The organism is Pontibacter sp. FD36 (assembly GCF_015686655.1).
Classification (GTDB): Bacteria; Bacteroidota; Bacteroidia; order Cytophagales; family Hymenobacteraceae; genus Pontibacter.
Window position 1 is genome coordinate 252,233 of record NZ_JADPMP010000003.1, and the last position, 20,534, is coordinate 272,766.

At 50.8% G+C, this 20,534-nt stretch carries 22 protein-coding genes; 8 read left to right on the top strand and 14 right to left on the bottom strand.

Annotated features, from left to right (window positions below; genetic code table 11):
• Window positions 1-59: 59 nt before the first annotated feature.
• Together I0P70_RS05780 and I0P70_RS05785 are read right to left on the bottom strand one after the other, a co-directional pair.
• Entirely contained in the window at window positions 60-1,250 is a 1,191-nt protein-coding gene (locus tag I0P70_RS05780; RefSeq protein ID WP_196115419.1) for an aspartate aminotransferase family protein, read from the bottom strand.
• 26 nt (window positions 1,251-1,276) lie between these two features.
• On the bottom strand, window positions 1,277-2,086 hold the full coding sequence (locus tag I0P70_RS05785; protein ID WP_196115421.1) for an SDR family NAD(P)-dependent oxidoreductase: 810 nt from the start codon (window positions 2,084-2,086) through the stop codon (window positions 1,277-1,279).
• 126 nt (window positions 2,087-2,212) lie between these two features.
• Between I0P70_RS05785 and I0P70_RS05790 the strand changes: the two genes are divergently transcribed.
• The gene (locus tag I0P70_RS05790; protein WP_007658208.1) at window positions 2,213-2,416 is read left to right on the top strand and encodes a hypothetical protein; all 204 of its coding nucleotides are present in this window, start codon (window positions 2,213-2,215) and stop codon (window positions 2,414-2,416) included.
• Window positions 2,417-2,478: 62 nt separating this feature from the next.
• Here the strand turns inward: I0P70_RS05790 and I0P70_RS05795 are convergent, their stop codons facing one another.
• A complete protein-coding gene (locus I0P70_RS05795) occupies window positions 2,479-3,570 on the bottom strand; it encodes an MBL fold metallo-hydrolase (protein WP_196115423.1) in 1,092 nt (363 codons plus the stop codon).
• Window positions 3,571-3,911: 341 nt separating this feature from the next.
• Here I0P70_RS05795 and I0P70_RS05800 point away from each other — a divergent pair, with 341 nt between their 5' ends.
• The 3 genes from I0P70_RS05800 (at window position 3,912) to pepE (ending at window position 5,363) form a co-directional block, all read left to right on the top strand.
• Window positions 3,912-4,142 carry a hypothetical protein gene (locus I0P70_RS05800; protein ID WP_101445357.1) on the top strand — a complete coding sequence of 77 codons (231 nt, stop codon included), beginning with the start codon at window positions 3,912-3,914 and terminating at the stop codon, window positions 4,140-4,142.
• Between the two features lie 81 nt (window positions 4,143-4,223).
• Complete coding sequence (locus tag I0P70_RS05805) at window positions 4,224-4,472, top strand: hypothetical protein (RefSeq protein ID WP_196115425.1); 249 nt, start codon at window positions 4,224-4,226, stop codon at window positions 4,470-4,472.
• A gap of 156 nt (window positions 4,473-4,628) precedes the next feature.
• Window positions 4,629-5,363, top strand: a complete 735-nt coding sequence (gene pepE, locus I0P70_RS05810) for a dipeptidase PepE (protein WP_196115427.1) — start codon at window positions 4,629-4,631, stop codon at window positions 5,361-5,363.
• A gap of 124 nt (window positions 5,364-5,487) precedes the next feature.
• Here the strand turns inward: pepE and I0P70_RS05815 are convergent, their stop codons facing one another.
• The 8 genes from I0P70_RS05815 to I0P70_RS05850 form a co-directional block, all read right to left on the bottom strand.
• Window positions 5,488-5,934 (bottom strand): hypothetical protein, encoded by a 447-nt coding sequence (locus tag I0P70_RS05815; protein WP_230392019.1) that lies wholly within the window; start codon window positions 5,932-5,934, stop codon window positions 5,488-5,490.
• Between the two features lie 7 nt (window positions 5,935-5,941).
• A complete protein-coding gene (locus I0P70_RS05820) occupies window positions 5,942-6,376 on the bottom strand; it encodes a hypothetical protein (protein ID WP_007658196.1) in 435 nt (144 codons plus the stop codon).
• Between the two features lie 43 nt (window positions 6,377-6,419).
• Window positions 6,420-6,959 (bottom strand): RNA polymerase sigma factor, encoded by a 540-nt coding sequence (locus I0P70_RS05825; protein ID WP_196115430.1) that lies wholly within the window; start codon window positions 6,957-6,959, stop codon window positions 6,420-6,422.
• 133 nt (window positions 6,960-7,092) lie between these two features.
• A complete protein-coding gene (locus I0P70_RS05830) occupies window positions 7,093-8,046 on the bottom strand; it encodes a transketolase family protein (protein ID WP_196115431.1) in 954 nt (317 codons plus the stop codon).
• 14 nt (window positions 8,047-8,060) lie between these two features.
• Window positions 8,061-8,921: a transketolase gene (locus I0P70_RS05835; protein WP_196115434.1), complete on the bottom strand. Its 861-nt coding sequence runs from the start codon at window positions 8,919-8,921 to the stop codon at window positions 8,061-8,063.
• A 211-nt stretch (window positions 8,922-9,132) separates the two neighbouring features.
• A complete protein-coding gene (gene bcp, locus I0P70_RS05840) occupies window positions 9,133-9,585 on the bottom strand; it encodes a thioredoxin-dependent thiol peroxidase (RefSeq protein ID WP_196115436.1) in 453 nt (150 codons plus the stop codon).
• A 136-nt stretch (window positions 9,586-9,721) separates the two neighbouring features.
• Window positions 9,722-11,614 carry a M23 family metallopeptidase gene (locus tag I0P70_RS21515; RefSeq protein WP_196115438.1) on the bottom strand — a complete coding sequence of 631 codons (1,893 nt, stop codon included), beginning with the start codon at window positions 11,612-11,614 and terminating at the stop codon, window positions 9,722-9,724.
• Entirely contained in the window at window positions 11,601-12,212 is a 612-nt protein-coding gene (locus I0P70_RS05850; protein WP_196115440.1) for a fumarylacetoacetate hydrolase family protein, read from the bottom strand. Before I0P70_RS05850 ends, I0P70_RS21515 begins: the two co-directional genes overlap by 14 nt.
• Window positions 12,213-12,599: 387 nt before the next feature.
• On the opposite strand from I0P70_RS05850, the gene I0P70_RS05855 reads away from it, so the two are divergent.
• Both I0P70_RS05855 and I0P70_RS05860 read left to right on the top strand, forming a co-directional pair.
• Complete coding sequence (locus I0P70_RS05855) at window positions 12,600-13,394, top strand: M48 family metallopeptidase (protein ID WP_196115443.1); 795 nt, start codon at window positions 12,600-12,602, stop codon at window positions 13,392-13,394.
• 21 nt (window positions 13,395-13,415) lie between these two features.
• Complete coding sequence (locus I0P70_RS05860; RefSeq protein WP_196115445.1) at window positions 13,416-14,024, top strand: hypothetical protein; 609 nt, start codon at window positions 13,416-13,418, stop codon at window positions 14,022-14,024.
• 142 nt (window positions 14,025-14,166) lie between these two features.
• Here the strand turns inward: I0P70_RS05860 and I0P70_RS05865 are convergent, their stop codons facing one another.
• Both I0P70_RS05865 and murC read right to left on the bottom strand, forming a co-directional pair.
• Window positions 14,167-14,979: a 3'-5' exonuclease gene (locus I0P70_RS05865; protein WP_196115447.1), complete on the bottom strand. Its 813-nt coding sequence runs from the start codon at window positions 14,977-14,979 to the stop codon at window positions 14,167-14,169.
• 11 nt (window positions 14,980-14,990) lie between these two features.
• Entirely contained in the window at window positions 14,991-16,370 is a 1,380-nt protein-coding gene (murC, locus tag I0P70_RS05870; protein WP_196115449.1) for a UDP-N-acetylmuramate--L-alanine ligase, read from the bottom strand.
• Window positions 16,371-16,504: 134 nt separating this feature from the next.
• Here murC and dnaB point away from each other — a divergent pair, with 134 nt between their 5' ends.
• The gene (gene dnaB, locus I0P70_RS05875) at window positions 16,505-18,076 is read left to right on the top strand and encodes a replicative DNA helicase (protein ID WP_076422470.1); all 1,572 of its coding nucleotides are present in this window, start codon (window positions 16,505-16,507) and stop codon (window positions 18,074-18,076) included.
• A gap of 161 nt (window positions 18,077-18,237) precedes the next feature.
• Here dnaB and I0P70_RS05880 read toward each other — a convergent pair whose 3' ends face one another.
• Window positions 18,238-18,822 carry a nitroreductase gene (locus tag I0P70_RS05880; RefSeq protein ID WP_196115451.1) on the bottom strand — a complete coding sequence of 195 codons (585 nt, stop codon included), beginning with the start codon at window positions 18,820-18,822 and terminating at the stop codon, window positions 18,238-18,240.
• Window positions 18,823-19,259: 437 nt separating this feature from the next.
• Between I0P70_RS05880 and I0P70_RS05885 the strand changes: the two genes are divergently transcribed.
• Window positions 19,260-20,516, top strand: coding sequence for a PAS domain-containing protein (locus I0P70_RS05885; protein ID WP_196115453.1), 1,257 nt, complete (start codon window positions 19,260-19,262; stop codon window positions 20,514-20,516).
• The last annotated feature ends 18 nt before the right edge of the window (window positions 20,517-20,534 follow it).

Here is a 20,534-nt window from a genome sequence, read left to right on the forward strand (position 1 = left end):
CTCCCTTTGCCTATACCTGATCAGGACAGTCTGTTGGTATACCTGACAGGTATGGAAAACTAAGCCAATGCTTCATCAATAGACCTCAGGATGATCTGGCAAGCTTCATGAATCTGCTCTTCTGTGATGGTAAGCGGCGGTGCAATGCGCATGGAGTTGTCACAGAACAGGAACCAGTCAGTCAGCACACCATTGAGGATGGCCTGATCAATCACCGCTTTGAGTACCTCAAACGACTCAAACTCTGCGGCCATCATAAGTCCCTGGTTGCGGATCTGTTTGATGCGCGGGTGCACCAGCAGCTGCTTAATCAGCTCGGCTTTCTGTGCGACGCCTTCCAGCAGGTTTTCTTCCTGAATCACCTGTAGTGTTGCAAGGGATGCAGCGCAGCTGACCGGATGTCCGCCAAAGGTAGAGCAGTGGCCCAGGATCGGATCAGTCTTGAAAGCGGCCATGATTTCCTGTGGTGCGATGAAAGCACCGATCGGCATACCGCCTCCCATCCCTTTGGCGCATACCAAAATATCAGGCTCTATGCCGAACTGTTCAAAGGCCCAGAAGGTACCGGTTCTGCCGAAGCCACATTGTATCTCATCCAGAATCAGCAGCGTGCCCGTTTGGTTGCAGCGCTCTCGCAATCTCTTCAGATAATCCTGATCCGGCACACGAACACCAGCCTCACCCTGCACAGTCTCTATCAAGACTGCGGCTGTGCGCTTCGTTATTTGTTCCAGGTCAGCGATGCTATTGTAATGAATATGGCGCACGTCAGGCAGGAGCGGGCGGAAAGCATTCTTAAAACTTTCGCTGCCGTTCATGGAAAGAGCACCCTGTGTAGAGCCGTGGTAGGCATTGTAGCAGGAAATCAGCTCAGTGCGGCCTGTGTAGCGTTTGGCCAACTTCAGGGCACCTTCGACAGCCTCCGCTCCGGAGTTGAGCAGGTAGGTGTTGTTGAGTCGATCAGGCAGTGTGCCGCTGAGGGCGTGGGCCAGCTGTACCTGCGGCGCCTGCACAAACTCCCCGTATACCATCAGGTGCATGTAGCGGTCCAGCTGGTCGTGTATGGCCCGCAGTACCTTCGGGTGCCGGTGCCCCACGTTGCTTACGCCTATACCTGAAATGAGGTCAATGTAGCGATGGCCTTCGCTGCCATACATGTAAATCCCCTCTGCCTTCTCCACTTCGATCATCAGCGGAAAGTCGCTTGTCTGTGCCTGATGCTGCAAAAACAGCTGTCTCAATGATACCATGCCGCAAAGGTAGGCAATTTTGGAAGCTATCGCAGCATGGCACTCATACCTCCGTCCACTATCGTGGTTTGACCTGTGATATAACTTGCGGCGTCTGAGCAAAGCCAGAGTATAGCGGCAGCTGCTTCCTGCGGGTCTGCAATTCTTTTTTGAGGAATATACGAAAGGTACATCTTCTCAATTTCCGGCACTTTAGACAGGTCTCCGTTTACCTGCGATTCAAAAGCCTTCTGCAGCATAGGCGTACGGTGGGCGCCAGGGGCGAGCACGTTGATCCGGATATTAGCCGTCGCCACTTCCTGAGCGGCTGATTTTGCAAGTGCAATGATTGCCGCCTTGGCTGCTGAGTAAAGCGAACCCATGGCAGCTCCTCCCAGTCCGTTGACACTGGCTACGTTGACAATGGCTCCTCCAGAGGGTTTCTGTTCGAGCATCAGCTTTATTTCCTGTTTCATGCAAAGCCATACTCCACGCAAGTTGGCCCCCATGGCATCCTCATACTCATGTGGTTCAAACTCATGCAGGGGCTTACCTATACCTGACTCCTGGGCTGCATTGTTGACGGCTATGTCCAAGTGGCCAAATCTGTTCTGGATTTCGTGAAAGAGAGCAAAGATCGTGTCGTTATTGCTGTTGTCGGTCTGTATGTAGATGGGTTGAAGCGTGGACGAAGGGAGTGCAGCCAGTGCAGTGTCTCCACGTTCTTTATCGCGACCTGTCACAATAACCTGCGCACCTGACTTTACCAGCAGTTGGGCGGTGGCCAGTCCTATACCTGATGTGCCACCAGTTATAAGCGCCACCTTGTCCTGAAAGTTATACTGTACCTGTTCCATAGCTTATCGTTTCTCTATCATAACGTGAAAAAGGCTCAATCGCTGCAGTAATCCACCAATGTCATTTATACTTGCCTGTCCGCCTTGCGTATAAAAATGGGAGGCTGGTAAATAGACCGGCTTTATATGTTGAACTTTAAAAAGGAGGATCAAATGCCACAAGGAGATAAATCATCTTATACAGATAAGCAAAAACGCAAAGCAGAGCACATCGAGGAAAGCTATGAAAAGAAGGGCGTGAGCCACGACGAAGCTGAGAAGCGAGCCTGGGCTACTGTAAACAAGCAGGACGGAGGCGGCAAGAAAAGCGGCTCCGGAAGGGGCAAGTAATTAATTCGAATTTAAAAGGTATAGAAGAAAGGCCGGAAGCGTTTGCTCCCGGCCTTTCCCGTCTATGGGTAATTGTTGGTATGTGCATGCGGATCATCCTCCTCCAGAGAGGCCGGCACGGTAGGTGGTATACCTTGCAGGGGCCTGTTGTGGGAGAAAGGCCGCTCTCTCATATCAGGCGATGTATGCTTCCCTCTGTTAGTTTTGTTATTGCGGCGTGAGTATGCGACCAGCGCTATACCTGCCAGGGCGACAATGCCAGTGGCTGCCAGCACCTTGGGGATGGTGTTGTCTGGAGCAGGCGGCACAGAGAGCACCCCTTGCTCATCAGCAATAGCGGGCTCGTGCACGTAGCGGCCATGCCCGGGTACAGCCACAGACCAGAAGTCCTTTACCAGGCTTTCAAGCTGCTGCATTAGCTGCGCACCCTCCATAGGCAAACCATGCCCTGTGGCAGCTACACTCGGATTCAGCTCCATCAGCTTTTCCACGGAATGATGCGCCGCGCCCCAGTCGGAGGTATAGTATTTGGGCGGCCCATGCACTTCACGTTTCTGCGTCATCACAGCCAGCATCGACTCGCCGTGCCGCGTTATGAAGGCGTCGCCCGCCAGCAGCACGCGGTCACTTTCACGGAAGAAGGAGACATGCCCGGCTGTGTGGCCCGGTGTATGGATCCAGCGCCAGCCAGGCAGACCGGGCACGGAGCCGTCGGTTGGCAGTAGCTCGAGGTTTTCGTGGATGTCTATTGGCTTTTTAGGGTACAGGAATGACATGTAAGCCATGCCGCCACCGCCCACACTTGGGTCTGGTGGTGGATAAGACGACTTGCCATTCAGGTAGGGCATTTCGAGGGGGTGAGCATAGACCGGCACATCCCAGTCGTGCGCCAGCTCTTTTAGAGCCCCAATGTGATCGAAGTGGCCGTGCGTGAGCAGAATGGCTTTGGGACGCTCCCCGCCAAAAAGTTCATCCACCACACTCCTGATCTTGGGAGCGGCACCGTACACGCCGGCATCTACCAATACCCAGGAACCATCCGGGGAGGTGATAAAGAAGAGATTGACAAAGACAGTCTTAAGTCCCCAAACTCCCGGAGCAACTGGAAAAGCCTGTTTGCTTTCGTGTGTTGAGGTACGATAAGTAGTTTCCATAGGCATGCACCATTTTTTATTTGTGAAATGATATTACGGGCGGAATACTATAGTACGGCTGCCGTCATATTTGGCTGCAGTAAACCGCCAGATTAGGCCTTGGCATGGTCAACTGCCACAATTGACGCGTCAGCCAGCTGCTTTTGCTGACAATATGGTGGCATAAAATTACTTGCTGCTGATGGCGGCGGTGTGTAAAACAAAGGCACACTTTTTGTGTTTAATTCTATGCAGGCCTTCACTAAATTTAATGTGGGCAATGTTTCCTGATTGGCAGGAATTATTTATCTTTCTGAAAACGTTACATACACATGGTAAATTTATTTGTTCCCCCAAGCTATATGGCTGTCTACGCGAAGTGTGTGGATGCGTCGATGCCGGCTTTCGAACCGGAAGAATGGATCGAGGAAGGGAGAGTGTATCCTGTGAAGCACTTTACCGAGCCCCTCAACCAGGGTGACGGCTTTGCCGTGACAATCATGGATGAGGACGGCGTCGAGATTCATCCGTCATCTTCGCACTGGAGTTTTGCCTCCACCAGGTTTGAATTATACACCCTACATTTGAATTAATATCAAAACCGCTGATATTTTCGTTAACCAAAAGGCTGCCCCGGCAGCCTTTTTTCATTGCCAAAGGTATGGAGTAGTTTTATGTTGAATATTTCTGAGTTTAATTCGCTTTCGCCCCGGGAGCAAGCCGCATTGGTGTTGGAGCAAGGGCGATATCTGCATCACATCATCCGCGGATGGTGTAAAATTGATTTGTACTGGTTTCATAATTACTATGTGGAGGTGTGGTTCCTGTACGATCTCAAAACCATTGGTCTGGTGCGCGCCCTTACCAATAAAGCCTCCCTGGATCCTTACCTGGAAACGATCAAGTTAAGAGTGAAGACCTGACAACAGGTATAGCAGCAAGAATAGGTGTAGGTATGCTTTGTATACAGCTGATCCGGGCAGGTATAGCAACTGAATAAAAGCTGAAAGGAGAGGGGTTCGCCGGAATTTGATACTTTTGCAGGTATACGCGACCCGTATCACCTAAAATACAGACAAATGAAAAAAGCCCTACCAAAGAAAGATATTCTGTTAATCAGCACATCAACCACCCACGGCACCGGCTACCTGGAGCACTGCCAGAGTGAGATAAAAGAACTGCTGGGCGACCGCAAGAGTATCCTGTTTATCCCTTATGCCCGTCCGGGTGGCATTTCCCATACCGATTATACCGCCAAAGCACGCGAAGCATTTGAAGCGATGGGCATCAGTTTAAGTGGTGTGCACGAGTCGGAGAGCGCGGTTGCAGCGGTAGAGCAGGCAGAGGCCGTGTTTATAGGGGGAGGCAACACTTTTCTGCTGCTGCGCCAACTCTACGCCAATAAATTAATCGAGCCATTACAGAAGCGGGTAGAGCAAGGGATGCCTTACATGGGCACCAGTGCTGGCACCAATGTGGCAGGCAAAACAATCGGTACGACCAACGATATGCCGATCGTGTTCCCGAAATCATTTGATGCGCTGCAACTCGTGCCATTCAATATCAATCCGCACTACCTTGATCCACTGCCTGACTCGACACACATGGGCGAGACCCGTGAGACCCGCATTCAGGAGTTTCATGTGCACAATCGTCAGCCTGTAGTCGGTTTGCGGGAAGGCAGCATGCTGCGTATAAAAGGGGAGAAGATAAACCTGCTTGGCCCACACGCTGCGCGCATCTTTCTGCAGGGGAAACCAGCAATGGAATTTAAGCCGACCGATGATATCCGCTTTCTGCTGGAGGCTTACTAAGCACAAGCCCAGTAAAAATGCAAAGCCCCTGCTATACCATTAGCAGGGGCTTTTTGTTGAAAAAAACAAGGCAAAATGCCAGGTCCTTTTGCTGTTCTCACTATAATTATCTATTCAAAAAAAACTACTGTGCTTTGTTGTTAGCCTCCAGCTTTTTGAGGAGGAGCTTTGTAAACTCGCGCTCACTGCGGTAGAGTTTGATGATCTGGTTAGAAGAGATCACACGCTGGTAACGCGCCACATACTCCTTCTCCAGCTCCAGTTCTCTTTCGCGGGTGCTGAACATACCGTCCAGACGGGCTTTCGCTTCCTGATCACTCAGTTGGTCCACGTCTTCGCGGTAGCCGCTGCGGTAGGAGCGTACCAGTTCACGGCGCTTGGTTTCGTACTCGTTGTAGAGCGGCCAGAACTTTTGCGATTGTTCGGCGGTCAGTTCCATCTTGTCAGTCAGAAAGGCCACTTTGGCGGCTTCTACGTTTTTGTCCTGCGGGCGGCCCGTCTGTGCCATGGCTGCCGTGCTGCCAAACGTGAATGCGCAAAAAAGAAGTAAAATAAAGGGCAATCTTTTCATGTGTGAATTAGTAGTCAATCGTATCTAATCGGTAATATTCTAGTTCCTCTTCGGCAGCTGTTGAGCTCACGTTCAAAAACTCGGCTGTCATTTCAGGGTTAGATAGTGTAGTCATATCGGCAAAATCAGAACTCTCCAGCACAGCATAAGTGCTTAAGTAATCCATGATCGCTTCGTCGCCTACGGTCGCCAGCACAACACCCGGTTCCTCTTTTTCCTGACGCAGTTGCGAGAAGTACACGATACCTGCGACCAGTAGTAACACCAGAGGAGCCATGGCCAGCTTGAGCGGCTTCCAGGCGGCAGCATACCAGGGCGCAGGGCTATACCCGGCGCCAGCGGTGCGCTCCATGATCTGCGCAGGCAGTCTGTCGAAGTACTTGTCCGGTACCTCGTAGATGTTGCGCTTGGGCAGGTCGCTTAATTTAAAATCGTTTTTCATATGCAGTGTACTTATCAGTTAGATAGCGGTAGCGCACTATAGTTTAATCTTGTTTAATAAATTCTTCAATTTTTTTTACAGCATGATGATAAGACGCCTTCAAAGCACCCACTGATGTGCCCAGAATTTCAGAAATTTCCTCGTACTTCAGCTCGTCGTAATACTTCATATTGAAGACCAGCCTTTGCTTGTCAGGGAGTCTCAGCAAAGCCTTTTGAAGTTTGAGCTGGATCTCGTCCCCATCAATGTTGGGAGAGGAGTCGATCTTCTCGGTGAGCTCTGCGGCCACATCGTTTATGGGTAAAAAGAATTTTTTGCGCTTACTCGAAAGGAAGGTAAGGCACTCGTTTGTGGCGATACGATAGAGCCAGGTATAAAGCTGCGCATCCTGCCGGAAATTCTCCAGATTCTTCCATACCTTGATGAAAACCTCCTGCGTGAGGTCATCGGCGTCGTCGTGGTCAATCACCATCTTCCGAACGTGCCAGTAAATTTTTTGCTGGTACTTCCGGATAAGCTGGTTGAAGGCCAGATTACGGCTATCAGGGTTAGCGAATTTTTCTAGGATCTCTTTGTCTTCCACGTGTCAGGTAGCAGGGGCAGGGCGATTGAACCTGTCTGAATATGCAATATAGTCCATAAAAATAAAAGGGACTGCACTTTACCAGTACAGCCCCTTCTGTTTTTGTAAAAAATCTAAGGTAAAGCCTTATATATTACTTGCGGCTAATCACACGCTCAGCGGCAGCTACGATGTTTTCCGTGCTCAGGCCATACTTTTCCATCAGCTGGTCTGGTGTGCCGGACTCACCGAAAGAGTCATTCACGGCTACCATCTCCAGTGGAGCAGGCAGCTGGCGACCCAACAGTTGTGCCACCGAATCACCCAATCCACCGTTCATCTGATGCTCTTCGGCAGTTACCACACACTTGGTCTTGCCTACCGACTTCAGGATAGCCTCATCGTCCAGTGGCTTGATGGTGTGGATGTTGATGACCTCAGCGTTGATGCCTTTCTCGGCCAGTTTGTGACCTGCTTCGATGGCTTTCCATACCAGGTGACCAGTAGCGATGATGGTCACGTCTGTTCCTTCATTCAGCATCACCGCTTTGCCGATCTCAAACTTCTGATCGGCAGGGGTGAAGTTAGGCACAGCCGGACGACCGAAACGCAGGTATACCGGACCTTCGTACTCGGCAATCGCGATAGTCGCAGCCTTCGTCTGGTTGAAGTCGCATGGATTGATCACGGTCATGTGCGGCAGCATTTTCATCATGCCTACATCTTCCAGGATCTGGTGCGTGGCACCGTCCTCGCCCAAGGTAAGGCCGGCGTGCGATGCGCATATCTTCACGTTCTTTCCTGAGTAGGCGATGGACTGACGAATCTGGTCGTACACGCGGCCTGTAGAAAAGTTTGCAAAGGTGCCGGTGAAAGGAATCTTGCCACCGATGGTCATACCGGCAGCCAGACCCATCATGTTGGCCTCGGCTATACCTACCTGGTAAAAACGCTCTGGAAACTCCTTTTTGAACGCGTCCATTTTAAGCGAACCGATCAGGTCAGCACAAAGGGCTACTACGTTCTCGTTCGTGCGACCCAGCTCCAGCAGGCCAGCGCCAAAACCTGAACGGGTGTCTTTTTTCTCTGAATATGTATATTCTTTCATCTCTGTGTTAATGCTTAGTAATCTGAAGCTTGCTCTACTGCCAGTTGCTGAAGTGCGATTTCCAGCTGCTCGTCGTTTGGTGCTACACCATGCCACTTGTGCGAACCCATCATAAAGTCCACGCCAAAGCCCATCTCCGTGTTCATCAGAATCATGACAGGCTTACCGTTTCCAGTCGCTCTTTTGGCGTCTTCCAAAGCAGGTAGCAACGTCTCAAAGTTGTTGCCGTCAGCCTCCAGCACATGCCAGCCGAAGGCTTCAAACTTGGCACGCAGGTCACCCAGCGCCAGTACTTCTTCCGTACCGCCGTCGATCTGCTGGTAGTTGCGGTCCACAGTCGCGATCAGGTTGTCCACTTTGTTGTGGGCAGCATACATGGCCGCTTCCCATACCTGACCTTCGCCCAGTTCGCCGTCGCCCATCAGCACATACACCAGGTTATTATCCTTGTTGAGCTTCTTGGTCTGTGCAGCACCAACTGCCACCGACAGTCCCTGACCCAGTGAGCCAGACGCTACACGGATACCCGGAAGGCCTTCTTCAGTAGCCGGGTGGCCTTGCAGTCTTGAGTTGATTTTGCGGAAGGTAGCCAGTTCGGACACCTCAAAGAAGCCAGCGCGAGCCAACACACTGTACCATACCGGAGAGATGTGTCCGTTGGAAAGGAAGAAAAGGTCTTCGCCTTCGCCGTCCATGTTGAAAGGTTGAGGCTTGTAGTTCATCATGCGGAAGTACAGCGACACGAAATAGTCCGTGCAGCCGAGCGAGCCGCCCGGGTGGCCGGAGTTTACCGCATGCACCATGCGCACGATGTCACGGCGAACCTGTGCCGCGATCTCCTTAAGCTCTTCGATGCTTTTATTGTGTGGGTTCACGATTTTATGAATTGTTAAATTGTTGATTTTATTCCTTGCTAAATTGTTGATGGTTAAATTATTGTTTCAAAATAACCACCAAAGTGTTTCTTCACAGCGCTTGGGTCGGGCTATACCTGACTTGCTGTAGCCATGGTCCTGTTTCTCTTTTGCTAGAGCAAATATACAACGAAAAAAGCGCAGCCGCCTTTTCGGACAACTGCGCTTTGCGTTACTTTTTCAAAATCTGGGCGGCGTGGTCGGCCGTTTTCACTTTCGTGATGATGTCCTCGATGGTGCCTTCCTCATCGATGACGAAGGTATAGCGCATCGTGCCCATATACTTGCGGCCATACATCGATTTCTCCTGCCACACGCCGTACTGCTCTACTATCTTTTTATCAGTGTCGGCCAGCAGTGTAAAAGGCAGCTCGTATTTGCTGATAAAGTTCTGGTGCGACTTTTCGCCGTCGATGCTCACGCCAATCACCTCGTAGCCTTGTGCCTGCAGAGCGCTGTAGTTGTCGCGCAGGTTGCAGCTTTGGGCGGTGCAGCCAGGGGTGTTGTCTTTCGGGTAGAAATAGAGCACCACTTTCTTGCCGCGGTAGTCGCTCAGCTTTACGGTATTGCCGCTTTGGTCTTGCGCCTCAAACTCGGGCGCCTTGTCTCCGATTTTCAGTTCCATGGGTTTCTGTATTTCGCTGTCGCCGCAGGGATACGCTATACCTTGCACCTCCAGCCTTCTTCAGTTTCATCCAGTAGGTAATGTCCTTTACAGGTCGTCTTTCGCAAGTAAAACCGTTGCGCAGAGCAGCCTGATTTTAGATGGTGGTCGTAAACTCCGCTTCGTTTCCGGCGTTGTCTTTTACCTTCAAAACCACTTTACCTGACAAAGGTATGCTTTTATCTAATTTTTCGGAGTATATGGTGGCAGTTTTATGCTCGTATTTCATCAGCAACCACTTGCCGTTTACCTCGCAGCGGAAAGAGTTGATGCCTGACAGGTCATCGCCGATCCTAAACCTGATCTGTGTCGGACTTTTGCTAAGCAGCTTGATCGTTGGGGCTTTTACATCCTCGAGCACCTTGAACTTACCCATTGCCCGGGCTGAGAAGGTGATGCTGTTGCCGTCCCAGGCGCCGCCCAGCATACCGCGGCCCTTGCCCAGGCCCAGATAATAAACAGCGGCTTTACTCTTGTCTGTTACCGGCGTACTCGGTGTAATGGTTACTTTGATAGGCTTGTGCAATGGCGTAAAATAATCGCCGATGGTATAGACATCGCCTTCTTTTTTGGCTTGCAGGTATAGCGTGTCGTACAGGCTCTCCTTTGCGAAGCGGATGGTCATGTCGCGGTTGCTGAAGCTGTGCTCCTGCCCCGCAGGTATAGCAGCCTGCAGGTCAAGTGGGGTAGAGGTGCCGCAGTACTCCAGCGACTCAGGCAAACCGCCGCGCAGGTCATATAAACTCACCGAGGCAGCGCCTTTGGTATAGCTTGGCACCAGCGTTAGTCGCTGGTTGTTGACCACCATCTCCACGTTGCGTGGGGTAGCGGAAGTATCAGAGGCATTCACTTTTAAGATATTGCCGACGATCTCGTAGCTCAGTTGCGGCTTGGTCACTTTACCGTTAGTTGCCTGCGTGAAAGTCGGTTTCTGTCCCTTCACCACAAAGTTAAGGGTAGACGCGTTGTTGTAGGTGTCTTTTGCTACCAGTCGGATGTGATAGATCGAGTCGGCCTGCACGTTGAGTCTGCCGCGGTTTTGCGGCGCAGTATAGAGCGGCAGGTCGTTGCCGTAGTCCACGTAGGCCTTTTGGAAAGTGCGCCCTGTGCGGCGGTACACGTTGTAGTTCACGTGCTGCGACACCTGCTTCGAGAGCTCAAATGGCACGCGGTCGATGTGGTGGTTGTATACCTGTTTGTCGTTTACATACACGGTCACGTCCTGCGTGCCATTGCGGTTCTGGGTGTCGTCGTAGCGGTCGATGGTCTGCAGCTCAAAGCCGATCAGGCCGTGGGCGAACACCGTGTCCGGCAAGGTATGGACGCCATTCGTTTTCTTCGGAGTATACTCTTTACGCGCAAACTCCTGGTTGATGCGGGCGTAGATGTTCAGGGGCTGTATACCCAGGCCCAGCAGGTCAGGTGGTGTGGTGTCGATGATCTCTTTGAAGCCCCAGCGCAGCGGGTTGTACAGGCGGTCTTCGGAGTCACGAATCTCAAAGTGCAAGTGCGGACCACCGGAGCCTCCTGTGTTACCGGACAAAGCGATAATCTGCCCTTTCTTCACCGGGAAAAGGTTTTTCTCAGGAAACAGCTCTATTTCAAAGGTTTCTTTCTCGTACTGTTTCTGCAGGATGTAGTCTGCCAAAGGATCATAAAAGGCCAGCAAATGCGAGTAGGTGGTGGTGAGTCCGTTTGGGTGCGTCACGTAAATGATGTTGCCATACCCGTAGGTAGACATCTTCATACGCGAAATATACCCGTCTGCGGCAGCGTATACCGACAGGCCTTCCCGCTGGTCAGTCTTGATGTCAAGTCCGCCATGGAAGTGGGTGGAGCGTATCTCACCCATAGAGCCCGACAAGTAGTTGCGCACTCCCGGCTTGATGGGGAACATAAAGTAGCCTTGTTCCGGAGCTGGTTGAGCAGCCGCTGCAAGAGTGGTAAAAACGTAAGCGAAAAGGAGCACCAGGCGCTTATTTAATTTCAAAATCAAGTAGTTTATTATCTTCAACATAGCCTTCCAATCTGTCGCCGATCTGCACCGGACCTACTCCCTCAGGCGTACCTGTAAAGATAATATCGCCTTTCTTCAGGGTGATGAAGCGGGAGATATATGCGATGATGTCGTCAAACGTGTTCAGCATCATTTTTGAGTTGCCCTGCTGGCGGGTCTCGCCGTTCACATCCAGTTTAAAGTTGATGTCCTGCAGGTCTTCAAACTGCTCAAGCGGCACAAACTCCGACACCGGGGCAGAGCCGTTGAAGCCTTTGGCCAGCGTCCAGGGCAGTCCTTTGGCTTTGGCCTTGGCCTGCAGGTCGCGCGCCGTGAAGTCTATACCTAAGCCGATGGCGTCGTAATACTTGTGGGCAAACTTTTTGTCGATGTTTTTGCCTTCGCGGCTGATGCGCAGAATCAGTTCCACCTCGTGGTGGATGTCCTGGCTGTACTCCGGGTAGTAAAAAGGATCGTTATTGCGCAGAATGGCGGTGTCAGGCTTAAAAAAGATCACCGGCTCGTCTGGTACTTCGTTTTTGAGTTCGGCAATGTGGTCGGCATAATTGCGGCCGATGGCTATAATTTTCATAAAAGATTAAGGGCGTTTTCTTTATCGATTCTCAAAAATAGGCTATCTGCAGTTTTAGTTCAGCATAATTCCGCAAAAAGAATCAGTTTCAGGACAATTTTTTCTGTTAGACCGCGGCCGAATTTATTGCAGGCCTTTTTTATACTTTAACAAGAGAAGGTCCGCTTTATTGTGTTCATGGCGCTTACAACATTTTATAATATAGCGTTCGTATACCTAATCTAGACCGGACAAGGTGGCAGGCTGCGGTTTTGTGACAGGTTGCACTTTGTTTTATCGGTTAAAGTATAGTAATTTTATCATATTAAATGATCCACACTATCTTGATTCTTAAAAATTGGTTCAAAATTTGAAAAGCCTATTTAAGAGTCATTAAATTTTAAAACTATGTACAAGAAGTTAATCGCCTTTTCGATAGCGGCAGTAATGATGGTAGCCTGTACGACGGTGCCAATCACAGGCCGCAGACAGCTGAGTCTCGTGTCAGACGCGCAGATGATGCAAATGAGTTACGACGCCTACGACCAGTTCCTGAAAGAGAACAAACTTTCGCGCGATGCACAGGCTACGGCCATGGTGAAGCGTACCGGTCAGCGCATTCAGCGTGCGGTGGAGCAATACATGGCTGCCAACAACATGTCAGACCAGCTGCAGGGCTTCGCTTGGGAGCACAACCTGATTGAGGATGAGCAGGTGAACGCCTGGGCCATGGCCGGTGGTAAGACCGTAACCTACACAGGTATACTACCGATCGCGCAGAACGAAACTGGTTTGGCCGTAGTAATGGGACACGAGATCGCCCACGCGATTGCGAAACACAGCAACGAGCGCATGAGCCAGCAACTGGCCCAGCAGTTTGGCGGCCAGACGCTTTCTGCCCTGGCAGGTACACAGCCGGGTGTAGCACAGCAACTGATCATGACAGCTTATGGGGCTGGTTCTACGTTGGGTCTGCTTAAGTACGGCCGTAACCAGGAGAGCGAAGCCGACCGTTTGGGATTGATCTTTATGGCGATGGCCGGCTACGATCCACAGGCAGCTATACCTTTCTGGGAGCGCATGGAGGCAAAGTCAGGCGGACAGGCACCACCGGAGTTCCTGAGCACGCACCCGAGTGCCGGTACGCGTCGCGCTAACCTGCAGAGCTATATGCCGGAAGCGCTGAAGTACTACAAGAAATAATCACTAACCCGATAAACCTACATGACTGCATCACCCTTAGCCAATGGCCGGCACTTGCTGCTGACCTGCCTGCGCTGGTCGCTGGCCTTGTCCCTGATTCTACTTGTAGCCGCTGGCTGTACCCGCCGCGAAGCTTTCCCCGAGGAAAGTGAGGAGGAGCCGCTTGACGAGGAGGCCGGACCAAAGTATGACGGGCAATTGTTGGCGCAGGTGGTGTTTGACGAGATTGACTTTGTGGTGCCGCAGCAGGAGTTGATACAGCCTTTTATAAAGGAGTTCGGTAACGGAACGGTGGTAAACAAAGTGACGATCCATAAGGTGCAGGACAACAAAAAGCTGCCTGCTACCTACTATCTGGTAGGTTTGGGGATACACAACGGCTCTTTCCGCTCTATGGCGCTGGAGTTGGATGTGTCTTCAGATAACAGCCTATACCTGAGCAGCAAATCGATGAAGCACATTTGCGAAGCCACAGCTGGCTGTGACTTCTGCTACTTTACCTTCGAAGACAACCGGATCACCGGCTGTCAGTGCTCGATCCGGGCTGCCGGCTACGACTGCCGCCACAAGGTGCAGGAAGGCAATAACCTGTTGCAAGGCGTCAGGCTGAAGAACTCAGGACAGGAATAGTCTTAAGTAACGATCAAAAAAAGAGCGGGCTGCCAGTTTTCTGGCAGCCCGCTCTTTTTTTGATCATTGGGAGTTAACCCATTAGAAATTCTGAAAATATTTAATCCAGCAAATCCTTGAGATAGGGGCTCCGCATAGGGATCTAAGACACACTACTCTGCATGTTGCGCAGCCGGATACGGGTCAGGATCTTTTTGGTGTACAGCGGGAAATCGCCTTTCATCATCCAGTCGTAATAGCTTGGCTCTTTGCTGAGTACTTCCTCTACAGGCACATTGCGGTGCTTACCAAAGTTAAAGACTTCCTGCCCGGCATTGTTGTACACGATACGGCCGGCCAGGTCAGCTGACTTCTCGAACGTGAACTTATGCAACTGCGCCATATCGTTCTGGATAGGCGTTTCTTCTATACCTTCAGCCACTTCCACCACCGTATTTTCGTAGCGCTCCAGCTGTGCTTTCAGGATGTGATAAGTTGCTACTGTGTCGGCCTCGGCGCTGTGGGCGTTGTCGAGTGTCTTGTTGCAATAGTACTTATAGGCAGCGGACAGCGTGCGCTTCTCCATCATATGGAAAATACGGCAGGCGTCCACTATGTGGCGGTTGTCAATGTCGAAGTCTATACCTGCCCGCAGAAACTCCTCGGCCAGCAAAGGTATGTCGAAGCGCACCAGGTTGTAGCCACCTAGGTCACAGCCCTCCAGGAACTGGTACAGGTTTCGGGCCACTTGCTGGAAAGTAGGAGCGTCTTTTACGTCCTCGTCGTAAATCTTGTGAATCAAACTCGACTCCAGCGGAATCGGTACAGTCGGGTTGATACGACGTGTCTTGAGTATCTCTTCGCCGTCTGGCTTTACTTTCAACACACTGATCTCGACAATGCGGTCTTTGCAGATGTCGGTGCCGGTGGTTTCAAGATCAAAAAATACAATGGGGCGCTTCAGGTTCAGCTTCATACAAGGGTGGTTTACAGAACCGCTTTTTTGAGCGCCTCCAGGTCAAGGTTTTGATAAGTGCCAGAGCTCATGAGCAGCAGGTTGGCGTTTTGCCAGCTCATACCTTTCAGGTGTTCGAGCAAGGCGTCAGAGTCAGTGTATACCTGCAGCTTTGGGTTGCCGAAAGCACTGCGCAGGTCCTCTTCTGATAGCATTTCCATGCGCTTGTGCTCCACCGTTTTCGGGCTGAAAAACACGATCGGAACATCAGCCTTGTCGAGGGCGCCTGCATACTGCGGCAGGAAATTCTTATTCAGGCTGCTGAAGGTATGCAGCTCCACACAGGCCACCAGCTTGCGCTGCGGATACTGTGTTTTCACGGCTTCTGTCGTTGCTTTTACTTTAGAAGGCGCATGTGCAAAGTCGCGGAAAATCACGGTATTGTCGTTTTCGCCCAGCTTCTCCAGGCGTTTGGCAGCTCCCTTGAAGGTTTTCAGTGCTTCATAAAAGTCATGCGCCTTGATGCCGATCTTCTTGCAGACCTCTTTGGCCGCACTGATGTTGCGGAGGTTGTGCTCCCCAAACAGCGGGATCTCAACATCGCCTTCTTTCTTGGTGTGCAGGATGGTTTTGCCATTGCGGATACTGTGCGGGTGCACGGTATAGCCGATGTAGGCAATATCAGCAGGATTGCGCGGTACGGCTACCAACTGTACCTGCTCGTCATCCTGGTTGTAGATCAGCGTGCCGGCCTTCGGCGTCATCTCCGCGAAAATGCGGAACTGGTCGCGGTATATTTCCTGCGTCGGGAACACGTTGATGTGGTCCCAGCTGATGCCGCTGATCACCCCGATGTGGTGGTGGTACAGGTGGAATTTTGGTACCCGCTTGATCGGGTCGGAAAGGTACTCATCGCCTTCAATGATGATGATCGGGGCCTCCTCCGTGAGCTTCACCATACGGTCGAAGCCCTGCAGCTGTGCGCCCACTGCGTAGTCGAACAGGCGGCCGCAGTGCTGGAGCACGTGCATGATGATGGAGGTGATAGAGGTCTTGCCATGGCTGCCACCTATCACGATGCGCTGTTTGTTTTTGCTTAGCTCATAAATGAAATCCGGGAAAGAGTAGACCGGTATACCTAGTTCCTGTGCACGAAGCAGCTCCGGGTTGTCGATGCGGGCGTGCATCCCCAGGATGACGGCATCGGGCTTGGCGTCTAGTTTCTCAGGGAACCAGCCTTCCTCAGCCGGCAGTATACCTGCGGCAGCCAGGCGGCTTTTGGCCGGCTCGTAAATCTCATCGTCCGAACCAGTCACTTTTATACCCTGGTCATGCAGTGCCAACGCCAGGTTGTGCATGATGCTACCGCCTGTGGCGATCAGGTGAATATGTTTAAAATCCGTTCTCTCCATAATCCGTGCTATCCGTTTAGCGAACCGACAAAATTAGAATTCCTGAGTTAAATGTAAATAGCTATACGCTAATATGTGGATATCTTCCGTAATTTGTGGATTACTTGGACGGCTTACTTTTTAAATTTGTGCTTATGGAGGAGATGAAAATGAACGTGCGGCCAACTGGCAACCGTGGCAATTGGGCAAAAAAGGCCCCTGCTGTGGCAGAGTTGGGTAAAAAACCGCCTCAGGCACTAGATTTGGAGGAGGCCGTGCTAGGCGCTCTGATGTTGGAGAAGGATGCGCTGACCACGGTGATCGACATTCTGCGCCCAAGTTCTTTTTACAAAGAGGCGCACCAACGCATATTTAAAGCAATTCTGGCCCTGTTCGATAAGTCAGAGCCAATCGATATCCTAACCGTAACACATGAGCTGCGTGAAAACGGCGAACTGGAACTGGCAGGAGGTGCTTACTACGTTACCCAGCTGACTACCCGCGTCAACTCAGCAGCTAACATCGAGTACCACGCCCGTATCATTACGGAGAACTCGATCAAGCGCGATCTAATCTCAATTTCTTCTGAAGTACTATCCAGTGCTTTTGAAGACACCACCGACGTATTCGAACTGCTTGACAAAACGGAAGCCAAGCTCTACGAAGTTTCGGAATCGAACATCCGCAAGAACTTCGACGATATGCGCTCTTTGATGCACCAAGCCATCAAGGAACTCGAAGAGAAGCGCAAACAAACTGACGGTCTGACTGGTGTGCCAAGCGGCATGACGGCACTGGACCGTGTAACTTCTGGCTGGCAAAAATCGGATTTGATCATTCTGGCTGCTCGTCCCGCGATGGGTAAGACTGCCTTCGTTCTTTCCTGCCTGCGCAACGCAGCCGTTGATTTCAAAAAGGGTGTGGCGATCTTCTCACTCGAGATGTCCTCGCTGCAGCTGGTAAATCGTTTGATTTCGTCGGAAGCCGAACTTGATTCTGAGAAGATCAAGAAAGGTAGCCTGGAAGATTACGAGTGGGCGCAGCTCAACCATAAGATATCCAAACTGACCGAGGCACCGATCTTTATTGACGATACGCCGGGTCTTTCCATTCGTGAGCTTCGTACCAAGTGCCGCCGACTAAAGGCACAGTACGACATCCAGATGGTAATCATTGACTACCTGCAGCTGATGAGCGGAAACGCCGAAGGCAAAGGTGGGGGTAACCGTGAACAGGAGATTGCCTCTATTTCAAGGGCCATGAAAATGCTGGCCAAGGAACTGAACGTACCCGTAATTGCCCTGTCTCAGCTGAGCCGTGCCGTGGAAACCCGTGGTGGCGATAAGCGTCCGCAGCTGTCTGACCTTCGTGAATCCGGTTCCATCGAGCAGGATGCCGACATGGTGCTCTTCCTGTACCGCCCGGAATACTACGGTATCACCGAAGATGAAATGGGCAACCCGACTGCGGGTGTGGGTGAGGTGATCATAGCCAAGCACCGTAACGGTTCCCTGGAAAACGTGCAGCTGAAATTTATTGGCAAGTACACCAAGTTTACCAATCTGGACTCTGATTTTGGTGGTGACGGCGGATTTAACGCACTGCCTAACAGTAGCTTCGATACGGAAACGCCGGGTGCCATTCGACTGGGTAGCCGTATGAATGACGGTAGCAACGGTGGGGGAGGATTCCCGGCCTCAGGCTTTGATGAGGAGCCGCCATTCTAATTTTTCAGACAAAAAATAATTTTAACAAAGGCAAAAGCGAGAGTATACCAGGTCGATCAATATTTTGAACTTGCTTATACGCTCACTGAATTTTTTGCCGACACGATCCTAAGCCAAAGGAAGAGAAGCCGCTGAGCCTGAGAGCCAGCGGCTTTTTTATTTTACATCCACGCTACTTTTTCTTCCAGCGGCACGATGCGTTTGCCCTCAGTTGCTATTGCATCAGCATAACCCAGGTATAGAATGCCTAGCACGATGTCTTCTTCGCGCAACTGCAACAGCTCTTTCATAGGTGGGCGGTAAGCCATGCCGCCCGAACCCCAGTAACTGGCTATACCTAAGGCCGTAGCGCCCAGCAACAGGTTTTGGATGGCGCAGGAAGTAGCGGCAATTTCCTCAAGGGCAGGAATTTTGGGCAGATTGCCGCGCTGCATGTAGGCTACTATTACATGAGAGGCCTTGTCACCCATATGCAGCAGTTTGTCATACTTCTCCTGTAAGTATTTCTCCTGTTCGGTATGCTTCTTATACAGTTCAGCGTGGGCCTGGCAGAAGTCCTGCACTTTATCGCCGGCGTATACCTTAAAGCGCCAGGGTTCTGTATGACCATGAGTCGGAGCCCAATCCGCCAACTCCAGCAGTTTTTCCACTTGCTCGTCCGGTATACGCTGCCCGTTCATTTTGCCAGGCTTAGTCGTTCTGCGGTTCCGGATAATATTGCTTATTTCTGAGAATGATGTATTCATATAGGTAGTTTTGATCTTATTTGGTGTTGCAAAAGTACGGACAATGAAATTAAATGTCGGGATCAGGGTTATTAGGATTTCGTGTAATGTTAGCATAACCCGGCGCATCGCAATTTTGAGTGTTCAGCGAATAGAAGAAGAGCTTTGATTTGTGTCAGGACAAAAAGAATGGCTCGTCCGACCAGGGCAGACTACAAAAACACCGATTGCTTAACTTGCAACAGCAGTAGCTTTGCCGGTTCATAACCTGCATTATGTATAATCACCTTTGGTACTAAAACTAAACTTGCGGAATGCATGTAAATAACCGCCAGTTGTACTGCTCTCAACTTAGCAAAAAATCTGCTTTAAAATGCTTATTCCTATAACTGGAGCGGCAAAGTATGTGTACAAGATTTACTATCTTTAAGATTATCGTTATTTGTTAGTAGGCTCCTATGGATTTTAATAAACTGTTCAATAGTATACCCGAACCTATTGTGGTGCTTTCCCCCGAGTACAAAGTTGTTGCGGCAACAGATGCCTTTCTCGAGAGCAGCCTGCGCACAAGGGATCAGCTCATAGGCTTACATTTCTTGCTGGAAGCATTCCCTGAGAGGGAAAATTCTTACCAGGACAATGCTGTGAAAAAAGGCCTGGATCAGGTGCTGCAAACAAAAAAGGCTGTTCGGTTGGAGGCAATGCGTTATGATATTCAAAAACCTGAGTCTCAAGGAGGTGGGTATGAAGTGCGCTTCTGGGAAGTAAACCAGACACCGATTCTCGACAGCGAAGGCAATGTGGAATACATTATGCAGAAGCCTTTGGATGTTACAGAACGCGAAGTATCACAGGTGGCCTTGCAGAAGAGTGAAGAGAAGTTCAAGGTGATGGCAGAAGCCTTGCCTCAACTCATTTATACTGTAGAACCTGGGGGGAAGACCTCTTATTTTAACAAGCGCTGGGAAGAATACACTGGTATAAATCTGGAGACACTGTTACAGATCAATTGGGACCAGATAATTCATCCCGATGACCTGGAAAATACGCTGGCCAAATGGGAGACGGCTGCTAAGGAGGGAGCTGAGATGCAGATGGAGTTGCGTATGCGAGACAAAAACGGGACTTATCGCTGGCACCTGTCCCGCTCAATACCTATGAAAGATGCCGAAGGCAACATTACCATCTGGATTGGCAGCTCTACTGACATACACGACACGAGAAAACTGGTACAGGAACTGCTGGACTCAAACGAGCAAATGGCGCTGCTATCAGACCAGGTACAGCACGCCTACGAAAAAGCCGAATCAGAGCGCAAAACCCTGGAAAGACTCATTATGGAAGCCCCGGCCATGTTTGTGATTTTGAGAGGGCCGGAGCATCGCTTTGAGCTGATGAATGACAAATACCAGCAGCTGTACCCGGGTCGCAACCTGATAGGGATGCCACTAGGAGAGACACTGCCTGATATCAAGGCACAGGGCTTCATAAAATTACTCGACAGGGTATACGAGACAGGTGAAACCTACATTGCAGAGGGCGTGCCTATCATTTTGCCAAAGGGCGGCACTGATGAGATGGAGGAAAGGTTCTTCAACTTCTCCTACCAGCCCGTGTACGAAGCAGGCAAAATTACAGGCATCCTGGCCTTTGGCTACGACATCACCAACGAGATTCTGTTTAAAAAGAAGTTGGAAGACCTCTCGTCACTTTAGTCAGAAGTCCGTTTAAAA

Bases quoted from the DNA above. Each gene is read 5' to 3' on its own strand.
- I0P70_RS05795 (WP_196115423.1), bottom strand. From the start codon at position 3,570: ATGGAAACTACTTATCGTACCTCAACACACGAAAGCAAACAGGCTTTT.
- I0P70_RS05780 (WP_196115419.1), bottom strand. From the start codon at position 1,250: ATGGTATCATTGAGACAGCTGTTTTTGCAGCATCAGGCACAGACAAGC.
- I0P70_RS05820 (WP_007658196.1), bottom strand. From the start codon at position 6,376: ATGAAAAACGATTTTAAATTAAGCGACCTGCCCAAGCGCAACATCTAC.
- dnaB (WP_076422470.1), top strand. From the start codon at position 16,505: ATGGAGGAGATGAAAATGAACGTGCGGCCAACTGGCAACCGTGGCAAT.
- I0P70_RS05785 (WP_196115421.1), bottom strand. From the start codon at position 2,086: ATGGAACAGGTACAGTATAACTTTCAGGACAAGGTGGCGCTTATAACT.
- I0P70_RS05805 (WP_196115425.1), top strand. From the start codon at position 4,224: ATGTTGAATATTTCTGAGTTTAATTCGCTTTCGCCCCGGGAGCAAGCC.
- pepE (WP_196115427.1), top strand. From the start codon at position 4,629: ATGAAAAAAGCCCTACCAAAGAAAGATATTCTGTTAATCAGCACATCA.
- I0P70_RS05880 (WP_196115451.1), bottom strand. From the start codon at position 18,822: ATGAATACATCATTCTCAGAAATAAGCAATATTATCCGGAACCGCAGA.
- I0P70_RS05865 (WP_196115447.1), bottom strand. From the start codon at position 14,979: ATGAAGCTGAACCTGAAGCGCCCCATTGTATTTTTTGATCTTGAAACC.
- I0P70_RS05885 (WP_196115453.1), top strand. From the start codon at position 19,260: ATGGATTTTAATAAACTGTTCAATAGTATACCCGAACCTATTGTGGTG.
- I0P70_RS05830 (WP_196115431.1), bottom strand. From the start codon at position 8,046: ATGAAAGAATATACATATTCAGAGAAAAAAGACACCCGTTCAGGTTTT.
- bcp (WP_196115436.1), bottom strand. From the start codon at position 9,585: ATGGAACTGAAAATCGGAGACAAGGCGCCCGAGTTTGAGGCGCAAGAC.
- I0P70_RS05850 (WP_196115440.1), bottom strand. From the start codon at position 12,212: ATGAAAATTATAGCCATCGGCCGCAATTATGCCGACCACATTGCCGAA.
- I0P70_RS05800 (WP_101445357.1), top strand. From the start codon at position 3,912: ATGGCTGTCTACGCGAAGTGTGTGGATGCGTCGATGCCGGCTTTCGAA.
- I0P70_RS05860 (WP_196115445.1), top strand. From the start codon at position 13,416: ATGACTGCATCACCCTTAGCCAATGGCCGGCACTTGCTGCTGACCTGC.
- I0P70_RS05855 (WP_196115443.1), top strand. From the start codon at position 12,600: ATGTACAAGAAGTTAATCGCCTTTTCGATAGCGGCAGTAATGATGGTA.
- I0P70_RS05790 (WP_007658208.1), top strand. From the start codon at position 2,213: ATGTTGAACTTTAAAAAGGAGGATCAAATGCCACAAGGAGATAAATCA.
- I0P70_RS05815 (WP_230392019.1), bottom strand. From the start codon at position 5,934: ATGAAAAGATTGCCCTTTATTTTACTTCTTTTTTGCGCATTCACGTTT.
- murC (WP_196115449.1), bottom strand. From the start codon at position 16,370: ATGGAGAGAACGGATTTTAAACATATTCACCTGATCGCCACAGGCGGT.